Origin of the sequence: Anaeromyxobacter sp. (assembly GCA_016718565.1) — a bacterium.
Lineage (GTDB): Bacteria > Myxococcota > Myxococcia > Myxococcales > Anaeromyxobacteraceae > JADKCZ01.
In genome coordinates this window covers 261,103-284,258 of the sequence record JADKCZ010000005.1, presented here as the reverse complement: position 1 = coordinate 284,258, position 23,156 = coordinate 261,103, and the positions used below count along the sequence as shown (strand labels likewise).

At 76.3% G+C, this 23,156-nt stretch carries 17 protein-coding genes; 10 read left to right on the top strand and 7 right to left on the bottom strand.

Annotated elements, in window-relative coordinates:
- Positions 1-65: 65 nt before the first annotated feature.
- Positions 66-962, top strand: coding sequence for a S1/P1 nuclease (locus IPO09_13700; GenBank protein ID MBK9518374.1), 897 nt, complete (start codon positions 66-68; stop codon positions 960-962).
- Between the two features lie 67 nt (positions 963-1,029).
- Here the strand turns inward: IPO09_13700 and IPO09_13695 are convergent, their stop codons facing one another.
- Complete coding sequence (locus IPO09_13695) at positions 1,030-3,924, bottom strand: hypothetical protein (GenBank protein ID MBK9518373.1); 2,895 nt, start codon at positions 3,922-3,924, stop codon at positions 1,030-1,032.
- 427 nt (positions 3,925-4,351) lie between these two features.
- Between IPO09_13695 and IPO09_13690 the strand changes: the two genes are divergently transcribed.
- The 3 genes from IPO09_13690 to IPO09_13680 are packed head-to-tail and all read left to right on the top strand — an operon-like array spanning position 4,352 to position 6,047.
- Complete coding sequence (locus IPO09_13690; protein MBK9518372.1) at positions 4,352-5,083, top strand: DUF4388 domain-containing protein; 732 nt, start codon at positions 4,352-4,354, stop codon at positions 5,081-5,083.
- Positions 5,084-5,085: 2 nt separating this feature from the next.
- Positions 5,086-5,718 carry a hypothetical protein gene (locus IPO09_13685; GenBank protein ID MBK9518371.1) on the top strand — a complete coding sequence of 211 codons (633 nt, stop codon included), beginning with the start codon at positions 5,086-5,088 and terminating at the stop codon, positions 5,716-5,718.
- Positions 5,719-5,738: 20 nt separating this feature from the next.
- Positions 5,739-6,047, top strand: a complete 309-nt coding sequence (locus tag IPO09_13680; GenBank protein ID MBK9518370.1) for a hypothetical protein — start codon at positions 5,739-5,741, stop codon at positions 6,045-6,047.
- Between the two features lie 25 nt (positions 6,048-6,072).
- On the opposite strand, the gene IPO09_13675 is transcribed toward IPO09_13680, so the two are convergent.
- Entirely contained in the window at positions 6,073-7,044 is a 972-nt protein-coding gene (locus IPO09_13675; GenBank protein ID MBK9518369.1) for a methyltransferase, read from the bottom strand.
- 72 nt (positions 7,045-7,116) lie between these two features.
- Here IPO09_13675 and IPO09_13670 point away from each other — a divergent pair, with 72 nt between their 5' ends.
- On the top strand, positions 7,117-7,809 hold the full coding sequence (locus IPO09_13670) for a queuosine precursor transporter (GenBank protein ID MBK9518368.1): 693 nt from the start codon (positions 7,117-7,119) through the stop codon (positions 7,807-7,809).
- Between the two features lie 24 nt (positions 7,810-7,833).
- Here IPO09_13670 and IPO09_13665 read toward each other — a convergent pair whose 3' ends face one another.
- From IPO09_13665 to IPO09_13655, 3 genes are all read right to left on the bottom strand, one after another.
- Positions 7,834-9,744, bottom strand: a complete 1,911-nt coding sequence (locus IPO09_13665; GenBank protein ID MBK9518367.1) for a HEAT repeat domain-containing protein — start codon at positions 9,742-9,744, stop codon at positions 7,834-7,836.
- A 12-nt stretch (positions 9,745-9,756) separates the two neighbouring features.
- On the bottom strand, positions 9,757-12,705 hold the full coding sequence (locus tag IPO09_13660; protein MBK9518366.1) for a hypothetical protein: 2,949 nt from the start codon (positions 12,703-12,705) through the stop codon (positions 9,757-9,759).
- A 190-nt stretch (positions 12,706-12,895) separates the two neighbouring features.
- A complete protein-coding gene (locus IPO09_13655) occupies positions 12,896-15,187 on the bottom strand; it encodes an SPFH domain-containing protein (GenBank protein MBK9518365.1) in 2,292 nt (763 codons plus the stop codon).
- A gap of 101 nt (positions 15,188-15,288) precedes the next feature.
- Here IPO09_13655 and IPO09_13650 point away from each other — a divergent pair, with 101 nt between their 5' ends.
- The 5 genes from IPO09_13650 to IPO09_13630 all read left to right on the top strand — a co-directional run bounded on the left by IPO09_13650 (position 15,289) and on the right by IPO09_13630 (position 20,196).
- On the top strand, positions 15,289-16,800 hold the full coding sequence (locus IPO09_13650; protein MBK9518364.1) for an OmpA family protein: 1,512 nt from the start codon (positions 15,289-15,291) through the stop codon (positions 16,798-16,800).
- Positions 16,797-17,525, top strand: a complete 729-nt coding sequence (locus IPO09_13645; GenBank protein ID MBK9518363.1) for a HEAT repeat domain-containing protein — start codon at positions 16,797-16,799, stop codon at positions 17,523-17,525. The genes IPO09_13650 and IPO09_13645 overlap by 4 nt, the downstream gene beginning before the upstream one ends.
- Positions 17,526-17,537: 12 nt before the next feature.
- Complete coding sequence (locus IPO09_13640) at positions 17,538-18,173, top strand: hypothetical protein (protein ID MBK9518362.1); 636 nt, start codon at positions 17,538-17,540, stop codon at positions 18,171-18,173.
- A gap of 20 nt (positions 18,174-18,193) precedes the next feature.
- Positions 18,194-19,468, top strand: a complete 1,275-nt coding sequence (locus tag IPO09_13635; GenBank protein MBK9518361.1) for a hypothetical protein — start codon at positions 18,194-18,196, stop codon at positions 19,466-19,468.
- A gap of 146 nt (positions 19,469-19,614) precedes the next feature.
- Positions 19,615-20,196 carry an outer membrane beta-barrel protein gene (locus IPO09_13630; GenBank protein ID MBK9518360.1) on the top strand — a complete coding sequence of 194 codons (582 nt, stop codon included), beginning with the start codon at positions 19,615-19,617 and terminating at the stop codon, positions 20,194-20,196.
- A gap of 13 nt (positions 20,197-20,209) precedes the next feature.
- On the opposite strand, the gene IPO09_13625 is transcribed toward IPO09_13630, so the two are convergent.
- Complete coding sequence (locus tag IPO09_13625) at positions 20,210-21,718, bottom strand: insulinase family protein (protein MBK9518359.1); 1,509 nt, start codon at positions 21,716-21,718, stop codon at positions 20,210-20,212.
- Positions 21,715-23,073 (bottom strand): insulinase family protein, encoded by a 1,359-nt coding sequence (locus tag IPO09_13620; protein MBK9518358.1) that lies wholly within the window; start codon positions 23,071-23,073, stop codon positions 21,715-21,717. Before IPO09_13620 ends, IPO09_13625 begins: the two co-directional genes overlap by 4 nt.
- Positions 23,074-23,156: the final 83 nt, after the last annotated feature.

The following is a 23,156-nucleotide window of genomic DNA, read 5'->3' as shown; positions in this document are numbered from 1 at the left end:
CCTCGCCGCGGCGCGCCGAACCCGCCGCGCGGCCCGGCGGCGGCGCGGGCGCTATGATCCGGCCCGTGCGCCGCCTCCTGCCGCTCCTCGCGCTGGCCGCCCAGCTCGGCCCCGGCCCGGCGCGGGCCTGGAACGACGAGGGGCACGAGCTGGTCGGGGCGCTGGCCGAGCGGCGGCTCGGGCCAGAGGCCAGCGCCCTGGTGCGCGAGCTGCTGGGCGACGGGCACCTCTCGGACCACGAGGTGGCGGTCTGGGCCGACGACCACCGGACGCGGGCCAACGCGCCCAACCACTGGGTGGACATCCCCTTCGAGGCCGGGCGCTACGACGCGGCGCGCGACTGCCCGGGGGGGCTGTGCGCCGTGGCCTGCATCGAGCGGGCGGCCGAGGTGCTGGCGCGCGACGACGACCCGGGGCGTCGCCTCGAGGCGCTGCGGTGGCTGGTCCACGTGGTGGGCGACCTGCACCAGCCGCTGCACGCTGCGCAGGGGTGGCGCCAGGGCAACCTGGGCGGCGTGCGCCTCCCGGCCAGGGCCGGCAGCCCACCCTTCGACACCAACCTGCACGTGGTCTGGGACGCGGTGGTGGTCTGGCCCATCCTGGCGGGGCGGTCGCCGACGGAGGCCGCCGCGGCGCTCGACGCCGCCCTCGACGAGGCCTCGCGCCGGGCCTGGACGGCCGACCGCTCGCCGGCGGACTGGGCGGGCGAATCGAACCGGCTGGCCCGCGCCGTCTACCAGGAGCTGGGCGCCACGCCGACCAGGACCGAGCGGCTCCTGGTGCCGGCGGACTACGCGTCCCGCCAGCGGGCGCGCGCCGAGGCCGCCCTCGTCAAGGCCGGCCTCCGGCTGGCGGCGCTGCTCGACCGGATCGCGCAGGAGCGGCTCCGCCTGGCGCCGCTGGCCGGCCCGCCGGCTCGCGCCGCGCCAGCCGCGCCGAGGGCCGCGCCCCTCGGCCCGTGAGCGCCTGGCCAGGGCGTGGTCACGAGCGGGCCAGGGCCGGGCCGAGGCCCGGCCTCCGGCCCAGGCCTCAGGGGGTGGGGCCGGCCGCGGCCGGCGGCGTCTCGGTCCAGGTGCGGGTCCGGACGGTCCAACCCCTGGACGCCAGGCGGACCGCGCTGGCGCGGCCCGCGGCGCTGGGGCTGGCGTTGCCGGTGAGGTCCACCTCCAGGGTCGTGAGATCGCTGGCGCCGAGGCGCGCCCGCCCCAGGGAGTCCAGGGTGGCCAGGATGCCGTCCGCCTCGGCCTCGCCGAGCAGGTTGTCGGCCAGGTAGAGCTCGGTGAGCTGGACGCAGCCGGTCAGGTCCACCCGGGTGAGCAGGTTGCGCCGCAGGTTGACCACCCCCCGGGCGCCGGGGTTCTGCAGCGCGCCGGCCAGGAGCAGGGAGTCGTACTGGTTGGTGGCGGCCAGGATGCTCACGTCCAGGGTGGGGTGGGTGGAGCCGAGCCGCAGCGCCCCGGCCTGGTGGGTCTCCCAGATCCAGAGCTCCGCCATGGCGGGGAACTGGTCGGCGGCGGCGAACAGCGACCGGCTGGTGAGCTGGGGGTTCTCGCGGATGCAGATGTGCCAGGCCTCGGCGAAGCGGACGCCGCCGAAGTCCACCGTGGGGAAGGCGTTCAGGGCGCCGCGCAGGTCCGCCAGATGGGGGCTCTCCGAGACGTCCAGGGCGGCGAGGTGGCAGTCCTCGAAGCAGGCCCGGCTCAGGCGCGGCGTGTTGACCAGTCGCACGCTGGTGAGGGTCGCCGAGTGGTAGCACTCGATGGTGTCGAGGTTGGTGAAGTCTCCGAAGTCCAGCGCGGTGAGCTGGTTGTAGGAGGAGCACCACTGGGCCAGGGTGGGCGCCACCACCTCCAGCCCCGCGACCGCCGAGACGTGCTGGTCCGGCACCTGCTCGATGGCAGGGGAGCCGCCGTCGCTGGCGTCGTAGCCCAGGTTGATGCGCCGCAGCGCCCTCCAGGGCGTCACCCGCAGGGTGGTGGGCCTGGAGGCCGCCGAGCCGTAGGACTTGGTGGGCGACCGGGAGGTGCTGGTGGTGCCGTCGGCGAAGGTCCAGAGGATGTCCGGCGAGCCCTCCACCACCAGCACCGGCGCGAAGGTCTCGCCCTCGGTGGTGAAGGTGATGACGCTGGTGGCGGGGAGCAGGGCGACGGTGGCGGTGGAGGTGACCGAGTCGCCGGCCGCGTTGGTCACGGTGAGCGTGTAGCTGGTGGACTGCGCCAGGTCCCCGGTGGGCACCTGGACGCCGCTCAGGACGGCGCCGAGCCCCTGGTCCACCGCCCCCGCGCCGCCGGCGAAGGTGGCCGTGAGGGTGGTGGCGCTCCCCTCCGGGAGCGCGGCGTGGGTGGCGGCGAACCGGAAGATCACCGGCGGCGGGACCACCTGCACCGCGGCCGTGGCGGTGACGGAGTCGCCGGCGGCGTTGGTGACGGTGAGGGTGAAGGTGGTGGTGGCGGCGAGGACGCCGGTGGGCATGGCCACGCCGCTGGTCACGGGGCCCAGGCCGTGGTCCACGACGCCCGCGCCGCCGCTGAAGGTGGCGGTGAGGGAGGTGGCGCCGCCCGCGGTGAGCGGCGAGCGCGCCGCCGCGAAGGAGGCGATGGCCGGGGGGGACACCACCAGCACGGTGGCCTGGGCGGTGACCGAGTCGCCGGCGGCGTTGGTGACGGTGAGGGTGAAGGTGGTGTCCTCGCCGATGAGGGGCGTGGGCATGGCCACGCCGCTGGTCACGGGGCCCAGGCCGTGGTCCACGGCGCCCGCGCCGCCGCTGAAGGTGGCGGTGAGGGAGGTGGCGCCGCCGGCGGTGAGCGGCGAGCGCGCCGCCGCGAAGGAGGCGATGGCCGGGGGGGCCACCACCAGCACGGTGGCCTGGGCGGTGACGGAGTCGCCGGCGGCGTTGGTGACGGTGAGGGTGAAGGTGGCGGTGCCGGCGAGGGTGCCGGTGGGCATGGCCACGCCGCTCGCCACGGGGCCCAGGCCGTGGTCCACGACGCCCGCGCCGTCGCTGAAGGTGGCGGTGAGGGAGGTGGCGCCGCCGGCGGTGAGCGGCGAGCGCGCCGCCGCGAAGGAGGCGATGGCCGGGGGGGCCACCACCAGCACGGTGGCCTGGGCGGTGACGGAGTCGCCGGCGGCGTTGGTGACGGTGAGGGTGAAGGTGGTGGTGCCGGCGAGGGTGCCGGTGGGCATGGCCACGCCGCTGGTCACGGGGCCCAGGCCGTGGTCCACGGCGCCCGCGCCGCCGCTGAAGGTGGCGGTGAGGGAGGTGGCGCCGCCCGCGGTGAGCGGCGAGCGCGCCGCCGCGAAGGAGGCGATGGCCGGGGGGGCCACCAGGGTCACGTCCCGCGCCCCGGGCGCGGAGGTGGCTCCGGCGGAGTTGGTGGCGGTGCAGGCCAGGTGGAGGACGCCTGGTCCCCCGGCGGTGAAGGTGGTCGAGGCGCCGGTGGTGGCGCTGCGCCCGCCCGGGAAGGTGCCCCCGGTGATGGTCCACTCGAAGGTCACGCCGTCCTGGGGTGGCACCGACGCCGCGCCGGCCGCGCCGGCCGTCAGCAGGGCGGGCGCGGTGACCACCGGCACGACCGGCGCGGCGACCACCACCACCCGCACCGTCCGCTCGGCGGTGCCGCCCTCGCCGCCCACCGAGAGCGTGAAGGTGGTGTCTTCGGCCAGCGCGCCGGTGCCGGCCGGGACACCGCTCTCGATCGGCCCCACGCCCGGGTCCACGCGGCCGGTGCCACCAGCGAACACGGCCGTGAGGGTGGTGGCCTCCCCGGCGGTGAGCGGTGACCGGGCCGCGGCGAAGGAGGAGATGCTGGGCGCCGGCGCCACCTCGGCCGGGCCGGAGGCGCCACAGGCCGCCAGCCCGGCGAGCCAGGCCAGGGCCAGCAGGTCGGCCGCGCGCCGCCGGGGCGTGCCTGCCCGCGGGCGCATCGGGACCTGCCGTGGCTGGCCGTCACTCCGTGCGGCGGGCATGCGCGTGGACCTCCTCCGCGGCGGAGGCTAGCCGACCACATGGCGGCGGTGAAGTGGCAGCGCGGCCGCAGGGGAGCGCCACCGAGCGTCGGTCGCACCCGCCACCCTCACGCCGTCCCGTGCTCGCGGTACGGAGCAGCCTGGGCCACCCCCACGCCGGGCCGGCGCCGCCCGGGCGCGAGCGGTCACCAGGGCCTCGCCGCACACGCCCCTACCCAGCATCCTCACCCGCCTCCTCCTGTGCCTACACACTCGATCGTGGGCTGGCCCGGGTGCCCTTTCCTTGCGAGCCTCCTGGACCGTGTGTATGAGGGCCGCTGGTGGCCCATCGGGCCGGACCGGTGCATGCCCCCGGAGGTCCGACGCGGGCAGCGCGGAGGAGACCATGACCAATCGCTCCGAGAGTCCAGCCGGCGCCGGCTTCAGCGGCGCCACCGGCGGCCTGCCGCTGGTGGACCTGCTCCAGGTCTGGTCGCTCAACCACTTCTCCGGCCTGGTGGCGGTCACCTTCCACGGCCAGGTGGGGCACCTCTACTTCGAGGCCGGCGAGGTGGTGCACGCCGAGGCCGGCCAGGTGGTGGGCGAGCAGGCCGTGGGCGTCATCCTCGGCTGGCCCGACGGCGCCTTCGAGCCCTTCCCCAACACCACCACCCTCAAGCGGACCATCACCAAGCGGCTCAGCCACCTGCTGCTCGACACCCACCGGGTGCTGGACGAGCAGCGCCGCCAGCCGGCGCCGGCCCTGACGCCGCCGCCCATCGGCCCGGCGGCGCGGGAGCGGGCCGTGCCCAGCACGGTGGACCGGGTCCGGGCCATCCAGGGCGTGGCCCGCGCGGTGCGCTTCGGGAGCGACGGGCGCACGGCGCCCGGCGAGGGGCCCGCGGCCGAGGAGCTGGCCGCCAAGGGGCTGTACCTGGCGCTGAACCACGCCGGCGCGGTCGGGGCGGCCTTCGGGCTGGGCGCGCTGGTGGTGGCCACCCTGCAGGGCGCCCGCGAGGCGTTCCTGGTGGTGCACAGCAACGGCAACTACCTGGGCGTGGCGGGCGGTCCGGGGGTCGCCATGGAGCCCATCGCGGTGCAGGTGCGCGGGCTGCTGACGCGCCCGGCGGGGAGGTGACCGTGGAGCCCTCCCTGGGACAGCGCGCCGCGCTCAGCCAGCTCGCCGCCGTGCCCGGCGTGGTGGGCAGCATGGTCTTCGACCAGGCGGGCGCCGTGGCCTTCTCCGAGTTCCCGCCGGTGTTCGACACCGCCGGCCTGGAGGCGCTGGCCGGCACGCTGTCGGCCGACGGGTACTTCCAGGAGTGGCTGGCCGGCGACCACGCCAGCCTCGACCTCCAGTTCGGTGACGGGCGCGTCATCCTCCGGTCCATGGAGCAGGCCTGGCTGCTGGTGCTCTGCACCCCGCAGGTGAACGCGCCGCTGCTCTCCATGTCGCTCACCCAGGTGCTCCGGCGGCTGCGCCTGGGCGGCGAGCCGGCCAGGGCCACCACCGGGGAGCTCGCGCTGGCCGCGGCGCCGCCGGCGCGCCCGCCCGAGCCCAGCCTGCTGGACCGGCTGCAGGCGCTGGTCACCGCCGAGCTCGGCGAGCAGGGCGCGCAGGCGCACGAGCTGCTGGCCGCCGCCGGGAACGTGCCCAAGGCGCTCCACGGCGCGGTCGCCGACGTCGAGAGGCTGACGCGGCTCTTCATCAGCAAGAAGAAGGCCGAGGAGCTCGGCCGCCACATGCGCGAGCTGCTGGAGCGCGCCACGTAACCACCCACGAGGGGAACCACATGCTCTACGTCGCCTACGCCCTGGCGGGCCTGGCCATCCTGGTGATGGGCTACAACGCGGTCCTGGCGGTCCAGCTCAAGCGGGCCATCGTGGGCGGCGAGGTCGGCGAGAAGTGGGGGCTGCTGACGGCCCTCATCGTGGTCTTCTTCGCCTGCTACCTGCTCTCCCCGCTGGCGCTCTACTTCGAGATCCCGGCCCAGTACCTCAACCTGCTGGTCTTCGGGGTCTTCCTCTTCGGCGCGGTCTTCGTCTGGGTGGTCATGGGCATCATCCGCGACACCCTGACCTTCCTGAAGCTCATCAAGTAGCCGCCGGCCAGGCGCCGGGGCGGCGTCAGGCCCGCCTGCGCGCGAAGACCAGCGAGCCCTTCTCCCGCGGCGCCAGGTCGGTCCGCTCCGGCGGCTCGAAGCCGGCGTCGGCCAGCCAGGCGGAGATCTCCTCCAGGCTGTAGGTGCGGGTGGCGGTCTCGACCAGCAGGGTGAGCCGGAAGGCCGCGTCGTAGACGTCGAGCGGCGCGCCGGCGAGGTACTCGTGGATCACCAGCAGGCCGCCCGGGCGCAGCACCGCCCCGATGTGCCTGAGCACCCGGGCGTTGTCCTCGGCGGTCTGGTTGTGGGCCACCGAGAGGTAGAGCACCACGTCGTAGCCGTCACCCCAGCTGCCCTCCAGCAGGTTGCCCGGCTGGACGCGGATGCGATCGGAGAGCCCCTCGCGCGCCAGCATGGCCTCGGTCTGGGTGAGGGCGCTGGGGAAGTCGACGATGACCGACTCCAGCTGCGGGTAGCGCCGGCAGAAGCCGACCGAGTGGAGCCCGTGGGACCCACCCAGGTCGAGGAGCCGGCGGGCTCCCCCGGGCAGGACCACCCGCTCGAGCAGGTCCGGCCCCAGGTGCCTGGCGAAGGCCATCATGTAGCTCGAGAAGATGGGGCCCCAGTGGGGCCGCTCCTGCATCGACTCCCACAGCGTCTTCTCGGGCGCGCCCTGGCGCACCGCCGCCGTCAGGTGGCCCATCAGGCCCCAGGACTCGGCGGTCCAGAGCAGGCCCGCGGTGTAGTCCACGTCGCCCTGGCCGGTGAACCAGCGGGCCGCGCGCCGCGAGTTGGACAGCCCCTCGGGACCCTCCACCAGGTACCCCACGGCCACCAGGAAGTCGGCCAGGTGCCGGATGCCCAGCTCGCTCGAGCCGGTGACCTCGGCCAGGCGGGCCACGCCCAGCGGCCCTCCGGCCAGCGCCTCGAAGAGCCGCAGCTGGCCTGCGGATATGATGGCCGCGGCCTTCATCATCGGTAAGTAGACGTCGACCATGGGAAGCTCCTCGGAGCCTTCCGGCCAGTCCAGAGTCCTCTTCACGACGCGCACCCCCTGCGGCTCGAGACCATGTCCACGCCACCTCCCGCCAGAACTTACCGGTACTACGACCTGCTCATGGCCGCATTCGTCACGGTGCTGCTGTGCGCCAACCTGGTGGGCGTGAGCAAGGCGGTCACGGTGGCCGGCTTCACCTTCGGCGCCGGCAACCTGTTCTTCCCGCTCAGCTACCTCTTCGGCGACGTCCTGACCGAGGTCTACGGCTACGCCCGCTCCCGCAAGGTGGTGTGGGCCGGCTTCGCGGCCCTGGCCTACGCCTCGCTCATGAGCGCGGTGGTGGTGCAGATGCCGCCCTCGCCCGAGTGGCAGGGCCAGGAGGCCCTGGCGGCCGTCTTCGGCTCCACCTGGCGCACCGCGCTGGCCTCGCTGCTGGGGTACGCCTGCGGGGAGTTCGCCAACTCGGTGACCCTGGCCAAGCTCAAGGTGAAGACCGCCGGCCGCTTCCTGTGGGTGCGGACCATCGGCTCCACCGTGGTGGGCGAGGCCGCCGACACGCTGGTGTTCTACCCCCTGGCGTTCCTGGGCGTCTGGGCGCCCTCGCTGCTGCTCAAGGTGATGCTGGGGAACTACGCGCTCAAGGTGGCCTGGGAGGTGCTGGCCACCCCGGTGACCTACCGGGTGGTGGGCTTCCTGAAGCGGCGGGAGCAGGAGGACTACTACGACCGCGACACCGACTTCACGCCCTTCTCGCTGAAGACGTGAGGGCGGGCCCCGGCGGCGCGCCGCTCAGGGCGCGGCCGCCAGCGCGTCGTCCACCAGCCGCCGGATCTCCGGCCGGCCGATGGGCGCGGCCGACATGGCCGCCAGCAGCGCCCGGACGGCGGGTGGCGGCGCGCCGGTGGCCCGGCTGGCCGCGGCCAGGTTGAGGAGCGCCGGGAAGGAGAGCTCGTGGACCGCCCCGCCCCGCACCAGGGCGGCCAGCCGCTCCAGGCCCTGCTGGCCGGGCGCGTGGCGGGCCAGCGCCGCGATGGCCGCGCCCTGCACCGGCAGCTCCCCGTCCACCACCAGCCGCTCCAGCGCCGCCACCCCGTCCGGCGTGGGCGTCCGGCCCAGGGCGTCGGCCGCCGCGATGCGGACCTGCGCCGACCGGGCCGCGGCGAAGGGCAGCACCACCGGGACGTCGTCGGGCCGCCCGGCGTTGGCCAGGGAGGCCAGCAGGACGGCCTGGCGGGCCGGATCGGCGGTCGCCGCCAGCTCGGCGCCGAGGCGCCGGTCGAGCTCCGACGCCACCGCGGCGGCCTCCTCGCCGCGCGCCCGGCCGATGGCCGCCCCCAGCGCCATGGTGGCCGCGGTGCGGCCCGGCCCATCGGCGCCGGCCACGGCGGCCAGGAGCTCGAGCGTGGCCGGCTCGGGCGTCTCCAGGAAGGTGAGCTGGGTGAGGAGGCGCGGCCAGCCCTCCTGGGCGCGCGACGTCGCGGCGGACAGCAGCTCGCGCAGGGTGGCCTGGGCCTCCGCCGAGGCCGCCTGGACCAGCAGCGAGACCAGCGCCCGGCGCACCCGCGGCGTGGCGCCGGCCTCGCGGAAGCGAGCCGCCAGGGCGGCGCAGGCCTCCGGGTGGAGCCTGAGCCAGGTGCCGCCACGCCACATGAAGTCGGCGGGCAGCGGGTGACCGGCCGCCAGCCCGTCGAGCCGGCCCATGAGCACGGCCAGGTCCACCCCGCCGGCCACCTGCTCCTCGAGCGCCCGCCGGGTCTCCTCCGACGGGCTGGGATCCTCCAGCCGGGCCGGCGCGGCCTCGGCCAGCCGCTCCAGCGCCCGGTCCCGCAGCGCCTCGAGCCCCCGCGGCGCGTCGAGCGGGCGCTCCCCGGAGAGCAGGAGCGAGCAGCTGGCCTCGGCGGCCAGCCGGGTGGCGCGGGCGGCCGTGCGGAGGCTGAGCCGCTCCGAGCTGGCGACGCGCCGGAGGCGGCCGCGCAGGGTGACCTCGACCTCGACCCGGGCGTCGAGGTCCTGCGCCAGCCCGGCCAGCCCCTCCGGCACGGCGTGCAGCCGGGTGTAGGGCGCCTTCAGCTTGGTGGCCAGGTCGGCCGTGAGGCCGCGGCGCGCGCTCCAGGCCGCCTGGCCGGCGCCGCGCTGGCCCGCCTCGGCGACCTGCCAGGCCGCCTGCCCGGCGCGCAGGTCCAGGCGAAGCTCCGAGAGGACGGTCAGCACCGTCCGCCGGAAGAGGACCGGCGCGCCCGGCACGAAGCGGACCGACGCCACCTGGCCCCCGGGGGTGAGCACCAGCAGCGCCTCGCCCGCGGCCAGCTGGGCCCTCGCCTCCGCCTCGGGCACCAGCGGCTGCCCCATGAACTCGAAGCGGGCCGCCGTGGGCGCCTCCAGGGTGAGCGCCAGGAGCGACCCGCCTGGCTCCACCCCGAGCGCGCCCAGCACCAGGGTGGCGGCCACCTCGAAGCGCCCCTCCACGTCGGCCCGCCCACCGGCCGCCGCCGGGTCACCCAGCAGCGCCACCCGCTCGGTGGCCCGGTAGTCCAGCCGGTAGCGGTAGGCCTGGCCCGGCTCCCACCGGGGCAGGGCGCGCAGCCCGGACCCCAGCGGCCCGAAGGTCACCAGCGCGATCGCCACCAGCAGGGCCGTCGCCAGCGCCCCGCCGAGCGCCCAGCGCCCCCACCTCGGCCAGCCGCCGCCTCGCCGCGCCATGCGCCTCCCCGGTCAGTTGGTGCACTGCGGGGGCGGGTGCCAGGACCCCAGCTTGTCCAGGTTCCCCTCGGTGAGCGGCACCGATCGGCTCCAGACCGGGGTCTTGAGCCGGTAGCCGCCCCACTCGAAGAGCGTCAGCGAGAACTTCTTGCAGATGGGGCAGACCCCCACCTTGGCCCAGGCGTAGAAGGCGCCCGAGAGGAGCACGGTGTCGAGGTCCAGCGAGGAGGAGAGCTGGAGCGGGTTCGGGGCGAAGTGCCCGCTCCCCTGCGGCGTGGTCCGCATGCCGAGCGCCCCGCTGAAGCTCGGGCCCAGCTTCACGATGTCGATGTAGGCGCCGATGCCGGCGCCGGCGATGCCGGCGTCCACCCCGCCCTCCACGAAGAGGTTGGCGCCGGTGAGGCCCCCGGCCGTGACCTTCAAGGGCGAGGCCAGCCCGGCGCCGGCGTGGACGCTCCAGGAGCCGCCCACGCCGAAGCTCACCGACATGGGGATCGGTCCGACCATGAAGGGGAAGAAGCCACCGATGCCCAGCCACTCGTCCCCGTCGTTGAAGCTCGTCCCGTCGCCCGGGATGGGGATGTTCATGCCGGCCGCCTCCACGGTGAGCGACCGGGTGCCGTCCGAGTCGCGCACCCGGTCGGCCGTGGCGGTCACGTCGAGGAGCGGGACGTCGAGCGACAGGACCTTCGCCTCGGCCTTGAAGTGGGCCTTGAGGAAGGAACGGTCGTCCGCGGCGCCGCTCTTCGACCAGCTGAACTCCTCCACCAGGGTGGCGCCGAACAGGCCGAAGCCCAGCGTCTGGGTGGCCGCCCGGACCTCGGTCATGGTGGGCGTCGGGCTGCAGTTGGGGATGAAGGAGGTGGCCACGGCGAAGGCCACGTCGTTCATCCGGTCCACCCGCCCGCCCTTGCCGAAGAGGAGCTGCAGCGCGCCGATGGAGGCCCGGTAGCTGGTGGCCGGGTAGAAGAGCGGGGAGGTGCCGGGCGGCGCGGGCCTGGGCGTCGGGTTGAAGGTGTCGTCGTCGCCGCAGACGTAGCCCCCGGCGACCTCGCTGCAGCCGCACACCTGGTACTGGTCCAGGTCCCCCACCCCCGAGTTGAGCGGGCAGGAGAAGGCGAAGCCCGGGTGCTGCGGGGTGCCCGCCAGCCGGCTGAAGCTCAGCCCCGCGGTGTAGACGTCGCAGCGGTGCTTGTCCGCGCTGGGACCGGCGTCGGGCAGGTCGCCGCTCCCGGGCGCCGGCAGGGCCAGCAGGTCGCGCTCGGTGACGCCCTCGAAGCGGGCCGTGAACATCTCCGGGAGCCAGTCGCACAGCACCGGCCGGCCGGCGGCGCTGGCCGCCAGGCAGGCGGCGTGCTGCTTGGTGATGGAGGTCTCGATCAGCTCGTCGATCTCCCGCAGGAGCTGGTCCAGCGTGGCGTCGGACATGGTCTTCACGTTGAACTTGACCAGCTCCCAGTCGCGGGCGAACTGCTCCTGCAGGAAGCGCCGCTCCTCGGTGGTCACCGACTCGAGGGTGGTGAAGATGTGGCCCTGGGCCAGCTCCCAGGCCCACATGCTGGCCAGGTTGCTCACGCTGGGGGTGGGCAGGATCACGGTGCGCGCCACCGGGGTCACATCCCGGTCGACCAGCCAGGCCGCCACCTCCACCTGGGCCCGCCGGGCCAGCAGCTCCAGGAGGGCCTGGCGCTGCAGGCGCGCCGTGACCTCCTGGAGCGGCGTCACCGCGGTCTCCAGGTACCGGTTCAGCATGTCGCGGTGCCAGGCCCAGTCCTCGGTGGTGGGCAGGTTCAGGCAGGAGGTGGGCGTGGGGCAGGGCGAGGTCCAGGACGCCAGGGCCGGCGTGACGAACTTGAGCCGGTGCCGGTGGTCGTCGGGGGCGGTCGCCAGGTTGGCGCGGCGGGCCCGGAACAGGATCTCGCGCACCAGGCTCACCTGGCGGCTCACCCCCGCGGTGAGCGGGAAGGCCGGGTTGGGGCCGACCGAGAAGGCGCCGGGCTCCAGGCTCCGCGACATCAGCCCGGTGGAGAGGTAGAGCGAGCCGATGGCGCCGCGCGTGGCGGCCACCCCGCCGCCGAAGGCCTTGCGGACGCGCAGGATGGCCGGCACCTCCTGCGAGTAGGCGCGCTCGTGGGACATGCGCGCCTTGAAGACGGACCAGTCGTAGTACTTGTTGATGGCGTACCCCTGGCAGCTCCCCAGCTCGGCGATGTCGAGCTGCTGGTCCTGCAGCGGCTCGTCGAACCACTGGCTGGACTCGTAGGTGATGTTCGGCTCGGGCAGGGTCTCGCCGGCGCATAGCGTGGAGAGCCGCACGTTGTTGAGCGAGCGCTGCCTGGGCGCTGGCCGCGAGGCGGGCTCGGCCGGGATGGAGAGCGACATGACCTGCTGCTGCTCCTGCTCGGTCACGCCCCAGGTGACGAGCCCGCCCACCTCCACCTTGCTCCAGGGCAGGGTGCGCTCCTGCAGGATGAGCTCCTGCAGGTCCTGCTCGAGCGGGTTGCCGGTGGTGGTGGTGAGGGGCGGCTTGCCGGGGAGGAAGGTCTTGCGGCAGGCGTAGCTGATCTGGTTGCCCTGCAGCAGGCCGTCCGTCCGGACGTGGGTCGGGTACAGCTCCAGCGTGACGCGGTAGCAGACCACCGGGGCGTCGCTGGTGTTGGGGCCGGTGGGGCAGATGGCCTCGGTGCAGGGCTTCCAGTAGTCGTCGCAGGCGGCCTGCTTGAGCCGCGCCTCGGACTGCGCATCGGCGAAGAGGTCGTAGCAGGTGGCGCTGAGCTGGTCGGCGCAGGTGCCCTCCGTGATGCCCTCCTGCACCTGCGTCATCCAGGCCGTGTCGAGGCACTGCTCGAGCGTGGGCTTCGGTTGCTGGCAGGGCTGGATCGGGTCTGAGGCCTTCTTGGCGCAGCCGAGCTGCGAGCCAGCCACGAGGAGCGACAGGGCGGCGGCGATCGAACGGAACATGGCTCCCCCCAAGGTGCCCAGGTTCACGACGACTCGACCCCAGAACGGTCCCACCGCCGGAGGGAGAAGGCCAGCCGCCATCCGTGGCAGGCCCGCCTGAGCCTGGGGGCGACGCCGTGTCGCACGCCATCGGCGGACCCTGCGTGGGAGCGAACCGTGTGTCGGGGCGGGCGCTCCGGGCGCCTCCGCCTCAGCGCCCCTCGGTCAGCAGCGCCACCACCCCGGCCGCCAGCAGCCCGAGCACCACCGCCGCGCCGATCTTCCAGGGGCTCCAGGGCCGCTCGCCGTGCACCTCGCCGGTGCAGGCGTTGATGGCCACCCGGTAGCTCCGGTCGCCGTAGCGGTAGGCCAGCAGCCACACCGGCAGCAGCAGGTGCTTGTAGGTGAGCCCGGCGTAGGCGGTCTGCTGCGCCTGGACCCGCTGCACGTCGCCGCCGATGCGCGCCCGCACCTCCTCCGAGAGGGCCGCCTCGATGCGGGCCCGCGCCTGGCCGCCGGCCGGCTCGAGCTCGAGGTCGTAGGTGTGGGCCCGCGCGCCGGCCAGCGCCGCGGGGGTGAAGGCGATGACGCCGCCGAGCGGCCAGGGCTCGAGCCGGTCCAGCAGCGCCGCCGGCAGGGTGGACACCGCCGGCACCAGCACGTCGTCGAAGAAGCGCTGGAACTCGCCGCCCGCCGGCGTCCAGCGGGTGCGCTGCTCGCGGCGGCGCTGGGTGCCGCTGCCCACCTCGACCCAGAAGTGGTCGCCGCGCTCGCCGGCGTAGCGGGTGGAGGTCATGGCGTCGAAGGTGAAGTAGGGGAGGTAGACGCCCTGCAGCGCGCCGTCGATGCCGCGCCGCACGAACTCGGTGGGCGCGAACCAGAGGCCGCGCACCCAGCCGGCCAGCCCGGCGCGCGCCGCCGCCTGCTCCACCGCGAAGGTGAGCAGGCCGTCGACCGGGACGCGGTCGGGCGCGGCGTGGACCTGGTCGCGCAGCAGCGGCTCGCCGCAGTAGGCGCAGGCGGTGGCGGTGAGGGTGCCCTGGAAGACCACGGTGGCGCCGCAGGCGGCGCAGCCGAGCTCGCTGGTGCCCACCGCCTGGGCGCCGCGGGAGCGCCGCTCCACCTGCCGCTGCAGGCCCGCGGCGAGGTCGTTCTCCTGGACCTCGGGCGCGGCCGGCGCGTCCAGCGCCTTCTCGAAGCCGCAGTGGCCGCAGCGCAGCAGCTGCGCCCCGATGCTGAAGGTGAGGTCGGCCCCGCAGCGCTCGCAGGGGAAGGTGCGGCCCCGGTCCTGATCGGCGGCCGGGGCGGCCGGGCCCCGGCTGGAGCCCGGGGGCGCCGGCGGGGGCGGCAGGGGAGGCGGAGGAGCGCTCACGGTGCGGGCGGCCGCTGCGGCGACGTCCAGGTCAGGGGGCTGGTGGGGGGGCGGGGGCGGCGGGGCGAAGAGGCCGGCCAGCGCCGGCACCTGGCCGGCCGGGGTCCAGCCCGCCAGCGCCGCGCTCCAGACCAGCGAGGCCGGCGTGAGCTGCCCGCGGGCGGCGGCCGCGGCCAGCGCGGCGGCGTCGAAGGGCCCCTGCGTCTGCCCGTTCACCGCCAGGTGCCAGCCGGCGGGCGGCGGCGGCGGGGGCGGCGGCGAGGCGGCCGGGGGCGCCAGGGCCTGGCCCACCTGGCCCAGCATGGCCACCCCCAGCCCCAGCCCGGCGCCGGCCGCGCCCAGCCCGCCGGCCGGGTTCTGGGCCGAGGCCAGCATGGCCTGGCCCAGCTGGTACTGCTGGAACTTCTGCAGGTCGCCCATGACGCCGATGCTGCTGCGGGTGTCGAGCGCCTTCTCCACCTCCGGCGGGAGCGAGACGTTGACGATGAGGCACTGCGGCAGCTCCAGCCCGTACTCGTCGTCGATGCGGGCCTGCACCCGGGCGCGCAGCGTCTCGGAGAGGGCGGTGGTGTTGGCGGCCAGGTCGAGCGCGGCGATCTTGCTCTCGCCCACCAGCTGGGCGAAGGCGCTGGTGATGAGCGAGCGGAGCAGCTCGCCCACCTCGTCGGCCTCGAAGACCCCGTCGGTGCCCACCAGGCCGGTCAGCAGCGCCCTGGGGTCGGAGGCCTTGAGCGCGTAGGTGCCGAAGGCGCGCAGGCGGATGGGGCCGAAGTCGGCGTCGCGCAGCATGACCGGGTTGGGCGTGCCCCACTTCAGGTCGGTGATCTGGCGCGTCGAGACGAAGTAGACCTCGCACTTGAAGGGGCTCTCGAAGCCGTACTTCCAGCCCTGCAGCGTGGAGAGCAGCGGCAGGTTGGCGGTGGTGAGCTGCACCATGCCCGGCTGGAACACGTCGGCGATCTGGCCGCGGTCCACGAAGACCGCCACCTGGCCCGGGCGCACGATCAGCTGGGCGCCGTTCTTGATGGCGTTCTGGTAGCGCGGGAAGCGCCACACCAGGGTCCGGTTGGTGTCGTCCACCCACTCCACGATGTCGACCAGCTCACCGCGCAGCGCGTCCAGCAGTCCCATGGTGTGCCTCCCCGGCGAAGAGGGCCCAGCCTGCCACAGGGCGGGGACGCGGGGAGCCGGCGCACCCTTGCCTCCCGGTGCCAGTCGCCTAAGCTCGCCGGATGCCGCAGCGCCTCCTCCTGTGCCTGGCCGCCGCGGCCGCCCTCGCGGCGCGCGCCGGGGCGGCCGAGGATCCCACCCAGCGCGGCTTCGACGCCGATCCGTCGCGCCTGGCCCTCTCGCTCGACGGCGGCTTCACGGTGGAGACCGCGGCGGCGCTGCCCACCGGCACCTGGCGGCTGGCCGCCCTGCTCGACCTGGCCAGCGGCCTGCTGACGGCCTCGCAGGGCGGCCGGCAGGACGACCTGCTGGAGCGGCGGCTGGCGCTCCACCTGCTGGGCGGCTGGTCGCTGGGCCGGGTGGAGCTCTCGGCGCACCTCCCGGTGGCGCTGCGCCAGTGGAGCGACCTCTCCTTCCTCACCGACCAGGGGGTGACCGGCCCGCTGGTGGAGCCGGTGGCGGCCGCGGCGCTCGGCGACCTGCGCCTCGGCGCCAAGGCGCCCCTCACCTTCCTGGCGGGCTGGCCGGTCTCGCTGGCCGCGCTGCTCGACCTGCGGCTCCCCACCGGCGACCGGCGGGCCTTCGCCGGCGACGGCCTGGCGCTGGCCCCCTCGCTGCTGGCCTCCCGCACCCTGGGCCGCCTCCGGCTGGACGGCCAGGTCGGCTGGCTGCTCCGCGGCCGCGGGCAGTACGCCCAGCTGGCGGTGGACGACGCCTTCACCTGGGGCGCCGGCGCCACCCTGGAGCTGCCGCCGGTGGGGCGGCTCGACCGCTGGCGGGCCCTGGCCGAGGTCACCGGCCAGGTGCCGCCCGGCCTCGAGCCCGGCAGCGCGCGCTGGCGGGCCCCGCTGGCGGCGCGGGCCGGCCTGCGGGCCTTCCTGACCCAGGCGCTGTCGGTGGAGGCCGGGCTGGGCGCCGGCCTGGGCGCGGCCGGCTACGGCCACGAGCGCTGGCGGGTCTTCGCAGGGGTCCGCTGGGGCGGCCAGGCGGTGGGCCGGCCCGACGAGGACGCCGACCGGGACGGCGTGCCCAACGGGAAGGACGCCTGCCCCACCGTGCCCGGCCGCCGGGAGCTCGACGGCTGCCCCGACGCCGACGGCGACGCCATCCCCGACGGCGAGGACCGCTGCCCGCGGGTGCCAGGGCCGGCGGAGCGCGCCGGCTGCCCGCCCGAGCCGGGCGAGCCGCTGGTGGAGATCGAGGCGCAGCGGCTCTCGCTCAAGGACGCCATCCACTTCGACACCGACCGGGACACCATCCAGGCCGGGTCCTTCCCGGTGCTCGACCAGGTGGCCCGGCTGCTGGCCGAACACGACGAGCTGGGCCGGCTCCGCGTCGAGGGGCACACCGACGACGTCGGCCCCGCCGCCTACAACAAGGAGCTGTCGGCCCGGCGCGCCGCCGCGGTGGCGCGCTACCTGGTCGGCAAGGGGATCCCGGCCGGGCGGCTGGTCCCGGCGGGCTTCGGCTTCGAGCGCCCCATCGCCAGCAACGCCACGGCCCTGGGCCGCGCCAGGAACCGGCGCGTCGAGTTCACCATCCTGGGCGAGGGCGCGCCGCCCGCGGGCCAGTGATCCACCCGTCCACGCGCCGCCGCCTCCTCGCCCTGGCGCTGGCCGTGGGGCTCGCGCCCCCGGCGCGCGCCGGGTCGCCGGTGGAGGCCGCGGTGGGCGCGCTGCGCCGCGACGACTCGCTCAAGGTGCGGACCCAGGCGGCCATCCTGCTCGGGCAGCGCGGCGCCCTCGAGGCGGTGCCGGCGCTGCGCCAGGCGGTGGCCGAGGACCGCGCCGCCGCGGTCCGCCTGGCCGCGGTGGGCGCGCTCGCCAGGATGGGCGCCCAGGTGGCCCGGCCCACCCTGCAGGCCGCCGCCCAGGCCGACCCCGACCCCGCCGTGCGCGCCGCCGCGACCCGCGCCCTGGCCGGCCTCGGCCCGGTGACCCTCGCCCTGGAGGAGCCGACCGGCACCCCCTCGGCGCGCGCCGTGGCCCGGCAGGCGCTGCAGGGCCACCTGGCGCGGCTCGGCCTGCCGCTCACCGGGCCAGGCGAGGTGCGGGTCCGGCCGGCGGTGACGGTGAAGGTGGCGGTGGAGGCGGGCGGCGAGCGGACCGTGGTGTCCGCCACGGTGTCGCTGGCCGCCGTCGACGGCGACGGCCGGCTCGACCTCCTGGAGGGCAGCGCCCGGGCCACGGTGACGGGCGCCCTGCCGGAGGCGCGGCTGGCCGCCGTGGCCGCCACGGTGGTGGACGCAGCCGCCCGGGGGCCGTGTGAGGAGCTCGCGACCCGCCTCGGACGGCGGTAAGAGGGGACAGCCATGGACCACGCCGCCCAGCCCGGCCCCGCCACGGCCCCCGCCCCCGCCCAGGCGCGCGGCGGCCGCAGCCACCGGCGCATCCGCAACTACCTGGTCGACGGCGCGCTGCAGCTCAGGCTGGCCAGCTACCTGGTGGCGGTGGCGCTGCTCCTGTGCCTCGGCCTCGGCTGGCTCCTCCTGCGGGCCTGGCAGGAGACCAGCCGGGTCATCGCCCTCGGCGACCCCGACGCCGGGGAGTCCATCGCCCGGGCGCTGGCCGCCGAGGACCGCGGGCGCATCGTGCTGGTGGCCGCGGCCCTGGCCGGGGTGCTGCTGCTGCTGCTCCTGGCGGCGGTGGTCATCACCCACCGGATCGCCGGCCCGGCCTTCGCCATCGGCCGCACCTGCCGCGAGGTGGCCGAGGGGGCGCTGCGGCCCCCGCGGCCGCTGCGCACCCGCGACCTCCTGGTGGCGCTGGCCGGCGACGTGGCCGGCATGGTGGAGGCGCTGCGGCGGCGGGAGGCGGGCGAGCGCGCCCTGCTGCTCCAGGCGGCGGCCACGCTGAAGGACGCCGGCGCGGGCGCCGAGGCCCGGGCCGCGGCGGCCGGGGTGCTGGAGCGGCTGGCCGGCGAGAAGCAGGCGCGCCTCGAGCGCTGAGACCCACAGGAGACCTGCCCATGCGCACCGCCACCCTCCTGCTCCTCGGCGCCCTGGCCGCGCTCCCCGGCTGCGGCTGCGGCGCCGTCCCCGCCGGCGCGGTCGAGGACTGCGCCGCGACGCAGGTGCTGCCCGACGCCGTGGCCACCGACATCCTCTTCGTCATCGACGACTCCCAGTCGATGGCGGAGGAGCAGGCCACCCTGCGCGACAACCTGGGGGTCTTCATCGACACCCTCATCGCCTCGCCGGTGCAGAACGACTTCCGCATCGGGGTCACCTCCACCTCGGTGGAGGGCTTCGGCGCCGGCGCCACCGCCGGCCAGGCCTACGGCGCCGGGCCGGCCGCCGGCGTGCCCTACCCGGACGGCGCGCTGGTGGCCGTGGCGCAGGACGCCGGCGGCGACGGCCTGGCGGGCGACCTGGTGTACGACGCCGCCACCTACGCGGCCACCGGCGGCTGGGGCGGGGCCCGCGTCCTCGACAAGGGCGCCTCGCCCGCGGCGCTGGCGGGGCTGGCCAGGGACTTCAGGGCCAACGTGCTGCTGGGCGTCCGCGGCACCGGCAAGGAGCAGCCCTTCCGCGCCGCGCGGCTGGCCCTCTCGGACCGCCTGCGCGACGCCAACGCCGGGTTCCTGCGCCCCGGGGCCCGGCTGGCCGTGATCTTCGTCACCGACGAGGACGACTGCTCCGACTCGGCCGAGCCGCGCGCCGCCTCCAACCCCGAGTGCCACGACCCGGCCGTCAAGGGGGCCGAGCCGCCGGTGCTCGACCCGCCCGAGGACCTGGCCTCCTTCCTCTTCGGCCCGCTGGACGGCGAGCTGCGCGACGTGGCGGTGGGCGTCATCGCCGGGTTCGATCCCGCCAGCCTGGCCCCCTCCTGCGGCGAGCCGCAGTGCGCCGGCGTCAACACGGCCTGCGGCACCGCCTTCGACAAGGGCGACCGCTTCGCCGCGCTGCTCGAGGCGGTGGGCGGCGCCCGCATGCGGCTGGGGTCCATCTGCGACGCCAGCTTCGCCGACACGCTGGCGGGCTTCGCCGAGATCCTGATGCCCTCGTCGCTGCCCCTGCAGGGCGCTCCGGCCGACTGGCACATGCTGGTGGTCTCGCTGACCCGGGCGGGCGGAGGCACGGTGGCCTGCCAGGTGGCCGAGGAAGGGTCCGCCGGCGCGGCCGCCGCCGACGCCGTCTACGCCCCGCCGCGCTTCGGCCGGCCCGCCCAGCTGACGTTCCAGAACGGCTGCCGGCTCGGGCTGGGGGACGCCATCGACCTGCGGCTGGTCTGCGTCAACTGAGGCGGGGAGGGTCCGGCACGCCGCGGCCCTCGGGGGGCCTGCCGCCGCCGCCCTCTTGGGGAGCCGGGCCGGCGCCCGGTCGCATCCGGTGGCCGCCGAGGGTCACCGAGGTGCCCCCCTGCTGCACCGGCCCACCGGAGACCACCATGCACCGCACCCACGCCGCGCTCCTCCTGCTCGCCCTCGCCCTCGCGCCCGGCGCCGCGGCCGCCCAGCTCACGCTCAAGCCGGCGGCGGGGGTCACCTTCTCGGACGTGACGCGGGATCCCCAGAGCGGGCAGGCCTCCGGCAAGGTCGGCTGGCAGGCCGGCGGCACCGCGCTGCTCGGCGAGCTGCTCTACCTCGAGGCCGGGGCCTTCTACGCGCGCAAGAGCACCACCATCACCGCGGCCTCGCACGGGGTGGACTTCGACGGGCTGACCGGCCTGCGCGTCCCGGTCGTGGTCGGCTACCACCTGATCGGCGACGCCCGCGGGTTCCTCTCGGTGCGGGCCTTCGGCGGCGCCTCCGCCTTCTTCGTCACCGCGGTGGACGGCCGCGGTCTCTCCAGGGGCGACCTGGAGGACCCGACCTACGGGGTGGTCGCCGGCGTCGGCCTCGACCTGGCCTTCCTCTTCGCCGACCTCAGCTCCGAGTGGTCGCTCACCGACCTGAGCACGCTCAAGACCGTGGACGTCGGGGCCTCCCGCGCCCTCTACCTCAACGTCGGCCTGAAGTTCCCGCTGTAGGGGCCGGGCCGCTTCACCGGCCGACGACCAGCGCGGCGGGCGGGCCCAGGCCGTTGGCGGCGGTGGCGCTGGCCGCGACGAGGCGCTCGCCGGAGACGACCCAGCGGATGGTCTCGGGGCGCAGCACCTCCTGCGCCAGCCGGGCCAGGTCGTCCACCGTGACCCGCTCGATCTCGGCCCGCCTCCGCTCGAGGCTGGGGCGCGGCGTGCCCAGGGCGATGGCCTCCCGCCAGGTCTGGGCGATGCGGTCGGCGTCGTCCCAGGCGCCCTCCAGCTGGGCCAGCCGCAGGGCCTTGGCCCGGGCCACCTCGGCCGCGACGGGTGCCCGGGTCCGGGCCGCCTCCAGCGTCTCCCGGAAGAGCCGCAGCCCCTGGCCGGCCCGATCGGCGGCCAACGCCGAGCAGGCCACGAAGGCGCGGGCGTGGCGGCGCCGCACCAGCATGGCGCTGGCGTCGTAGGTGAGGCCCGCCTGGTCGCGCAGCGCCAGGGAGAGCCGGCTGCCGCCCCCCTGTCCCAGCAGGGTGGCCAGGACCTCCAGCGCGCCGTCGCTGGCCCGCACCCCGCCCAGCGGGCGGGTGGCGCAGGTGACGAGGGTGCTGGCCGGCTCCCGCCTGAGCAGCCCCACCGGCTGGCGCCGCGTCGGGGCGCGGGTGGCGCCCACCACCGGCGCCGGCGCGGCGCGCCCTTCCCAGGCGCCGAAGGCCCGGCGGGCCTCGGCGAAGACCCGGCTGGCCGCGACGTCGCCCACCACCAGCAGCGTGGCGCCCTCCGGCACGAAGAGCTGCCGCTGCAGCTCCACCACCTGCTCCAGCCCCATGGCGGTCAGGCTGGCGTGGGTGCCGATCTCGGAGCGGGCGTACGGGTGCCCGACCCCGAAGGCGGCCTCGACCACCGTCCGCTCCAGCGCCTCGGGGTCGGACGACCGGAGGTCCTCCAGCGCGTCGAGGAAGCCGTCGCGCCGCGCCTTGAAGGACCGCTCGCCGCGGCGGGGCTCCTGCACCGCGCCGGCCAGCAGCCGCAGGTAGGCGCCGGTGTCGCGGGCGTAGCCCGCCAGCCTGGCGCTGGCCAGGTCGGCCTGGGCCTCGAAGTGGGCCACGCCACCCAGCTCGATGAGCTGGCGGCGGAAGGACTTCTCCTCCACCAGCTCCTCGCCGGTCTCGGAGACCTCGTGGAAGTCGCCGGCCAGGCGCACCGCCAGGGCCGCGGCGCCGCCCACCTCCGGCGGGTCGAGCAGGGTGCCGCGGGCCAGCAGCAGGTCGACCACCACCAGCGGGCGCCGGTGGTGCTCCACCACCACCACCCGCAGGCCGTTCGGCAGGAGGAGCTCGCGGGCCGGCGGCGCCGGCGCCGGGGCTGGCGCCAGGGCCGGCGGCGGCGCGGTGGCCTGCCAGGGGGCGGCCGGCGCGGCGGGCAGGGTGGGCGACGCGGCGGGCAGGGCGGCCCCGGCGCGGGGCGCCGCCAGGGCCAGGGCGGCCAGCGCCAGGAGGAGGGCCGGCCGGCCGGGGCGGGGCGGGCGGCTCACTCGCGCTCCAGGCGGGCCGGCTTGGGGCGGGTCGGCCGGGCGTGCATCACCACCTTGGGCTGGCGCAGGTGGACGCGGGCCGCGTCGCGCACCACCATCCGGTCCAGCTTCCAGTGCCAGGAGAGGTGGTCGCCCACGGTGAGGCGGGCCCCGCCGAACCGCTCGAAGTGGACCAGCGCCCCGGCGCGCCCCTCCAGCGTGTCCAGGTCGAAGAGCGCCCGCCGATCGAGGAGCAGGTTGGCCGTCAGCAGGTGCTCCACCGGCATCTCGCGCACCGTCAGCATCCGCAGGAAGCCGTCGGCGTCGCGGTGCAGCGCGGCCATCGGCTCGTCGTAGGGCACGGTGAGGTCCATCCGGAAGGTGGTCTCGCCGACGTACTCGTGCAGGCCGGCCGAGACGCGCATGCCCCAGGCGCCGTCGGTGAGCAGGGTGAGGAGCTGTCCGCCCAGCTCCAGCGCCACGGCGTCGGCGTGGGGCATGCCCGGGAACCGCCAGGCCATGGTGACGCGGGGCTCGCGCGAGAGCGGCTCGGCCCGCTGGTCCACGTACTCCTCGGAGGGCGGCGGGAGGGGCGGCGGGCGGGAGCGTCGCCCGCCCGGCAGGCGGCCCAGCCCGTCCTCCACCAGCCGGCGCGCCTCGGCGGGGTCGAAGCGCCCGACCACCGCCAGGACCGCGTTGGCCGGCACCAGCCGCTCGGCCACGAAGGCCCGCACCTCGCCGCCCGTGACGGCGGCCAGCTGGGCCGGCGCGCCGATCACCCCGGCGTGCAGCGGGTGGGGCGCCGCGTAGAGCCGCCGCAGGAGCTGCTCGCCGACCAGGCCGTAGGGCTCGTCCACCGCGCGGATGGCCCGCTCCTCGAGCACCACCCGCCGATGCCGCTCCACCTGGACGTCGTCCACCAGCCCGGGCAGGGTGCCCAGCCGGTCGGCCATGACCCACAGCGCCGCCGGCAGCTCCTCGGCCGGCAGCACCACCTGGAAGATCATGGCGTCGTAGCCGGTGCTGGCGTTGAGGTGGCGGGCGCGCCGCCCCTCCAGCAGGGCCTGGTAGTCGGTCTCCGGCGTGGGGCCGGAGAACATGAGGTGCTCGGCCAGGTGGGCCAGTCCACTCCGGCCGGGCGGCTCGTGGATGGCGCCCGCGCCGAAGCTCATCCAGACGGCCACGCTGGCGACGGCCGGGTCCGGCGCCAGCAGGACCACCAGGCCGTTCTGGAGCTCCAGCCGCTCCACCTCCACCGAGAGCTCCTGGCGGGTGGTCTTGCGTCCGCCCTCGTCGAACGTCCCGGCGCGCGCGGCCGGCGAGGCCGAGAGCGCGAGGGCTGCGGCGAGCAGCCGCGGGGCCAGCAGGTGGCGCATGGTGTCCCCCTCCAGGGATCCGGACAGGCAGTGTACCCGGGCCGCGCCCGGAGTCCAGGCGGGCCGCCGCCTGGCCACGCGGG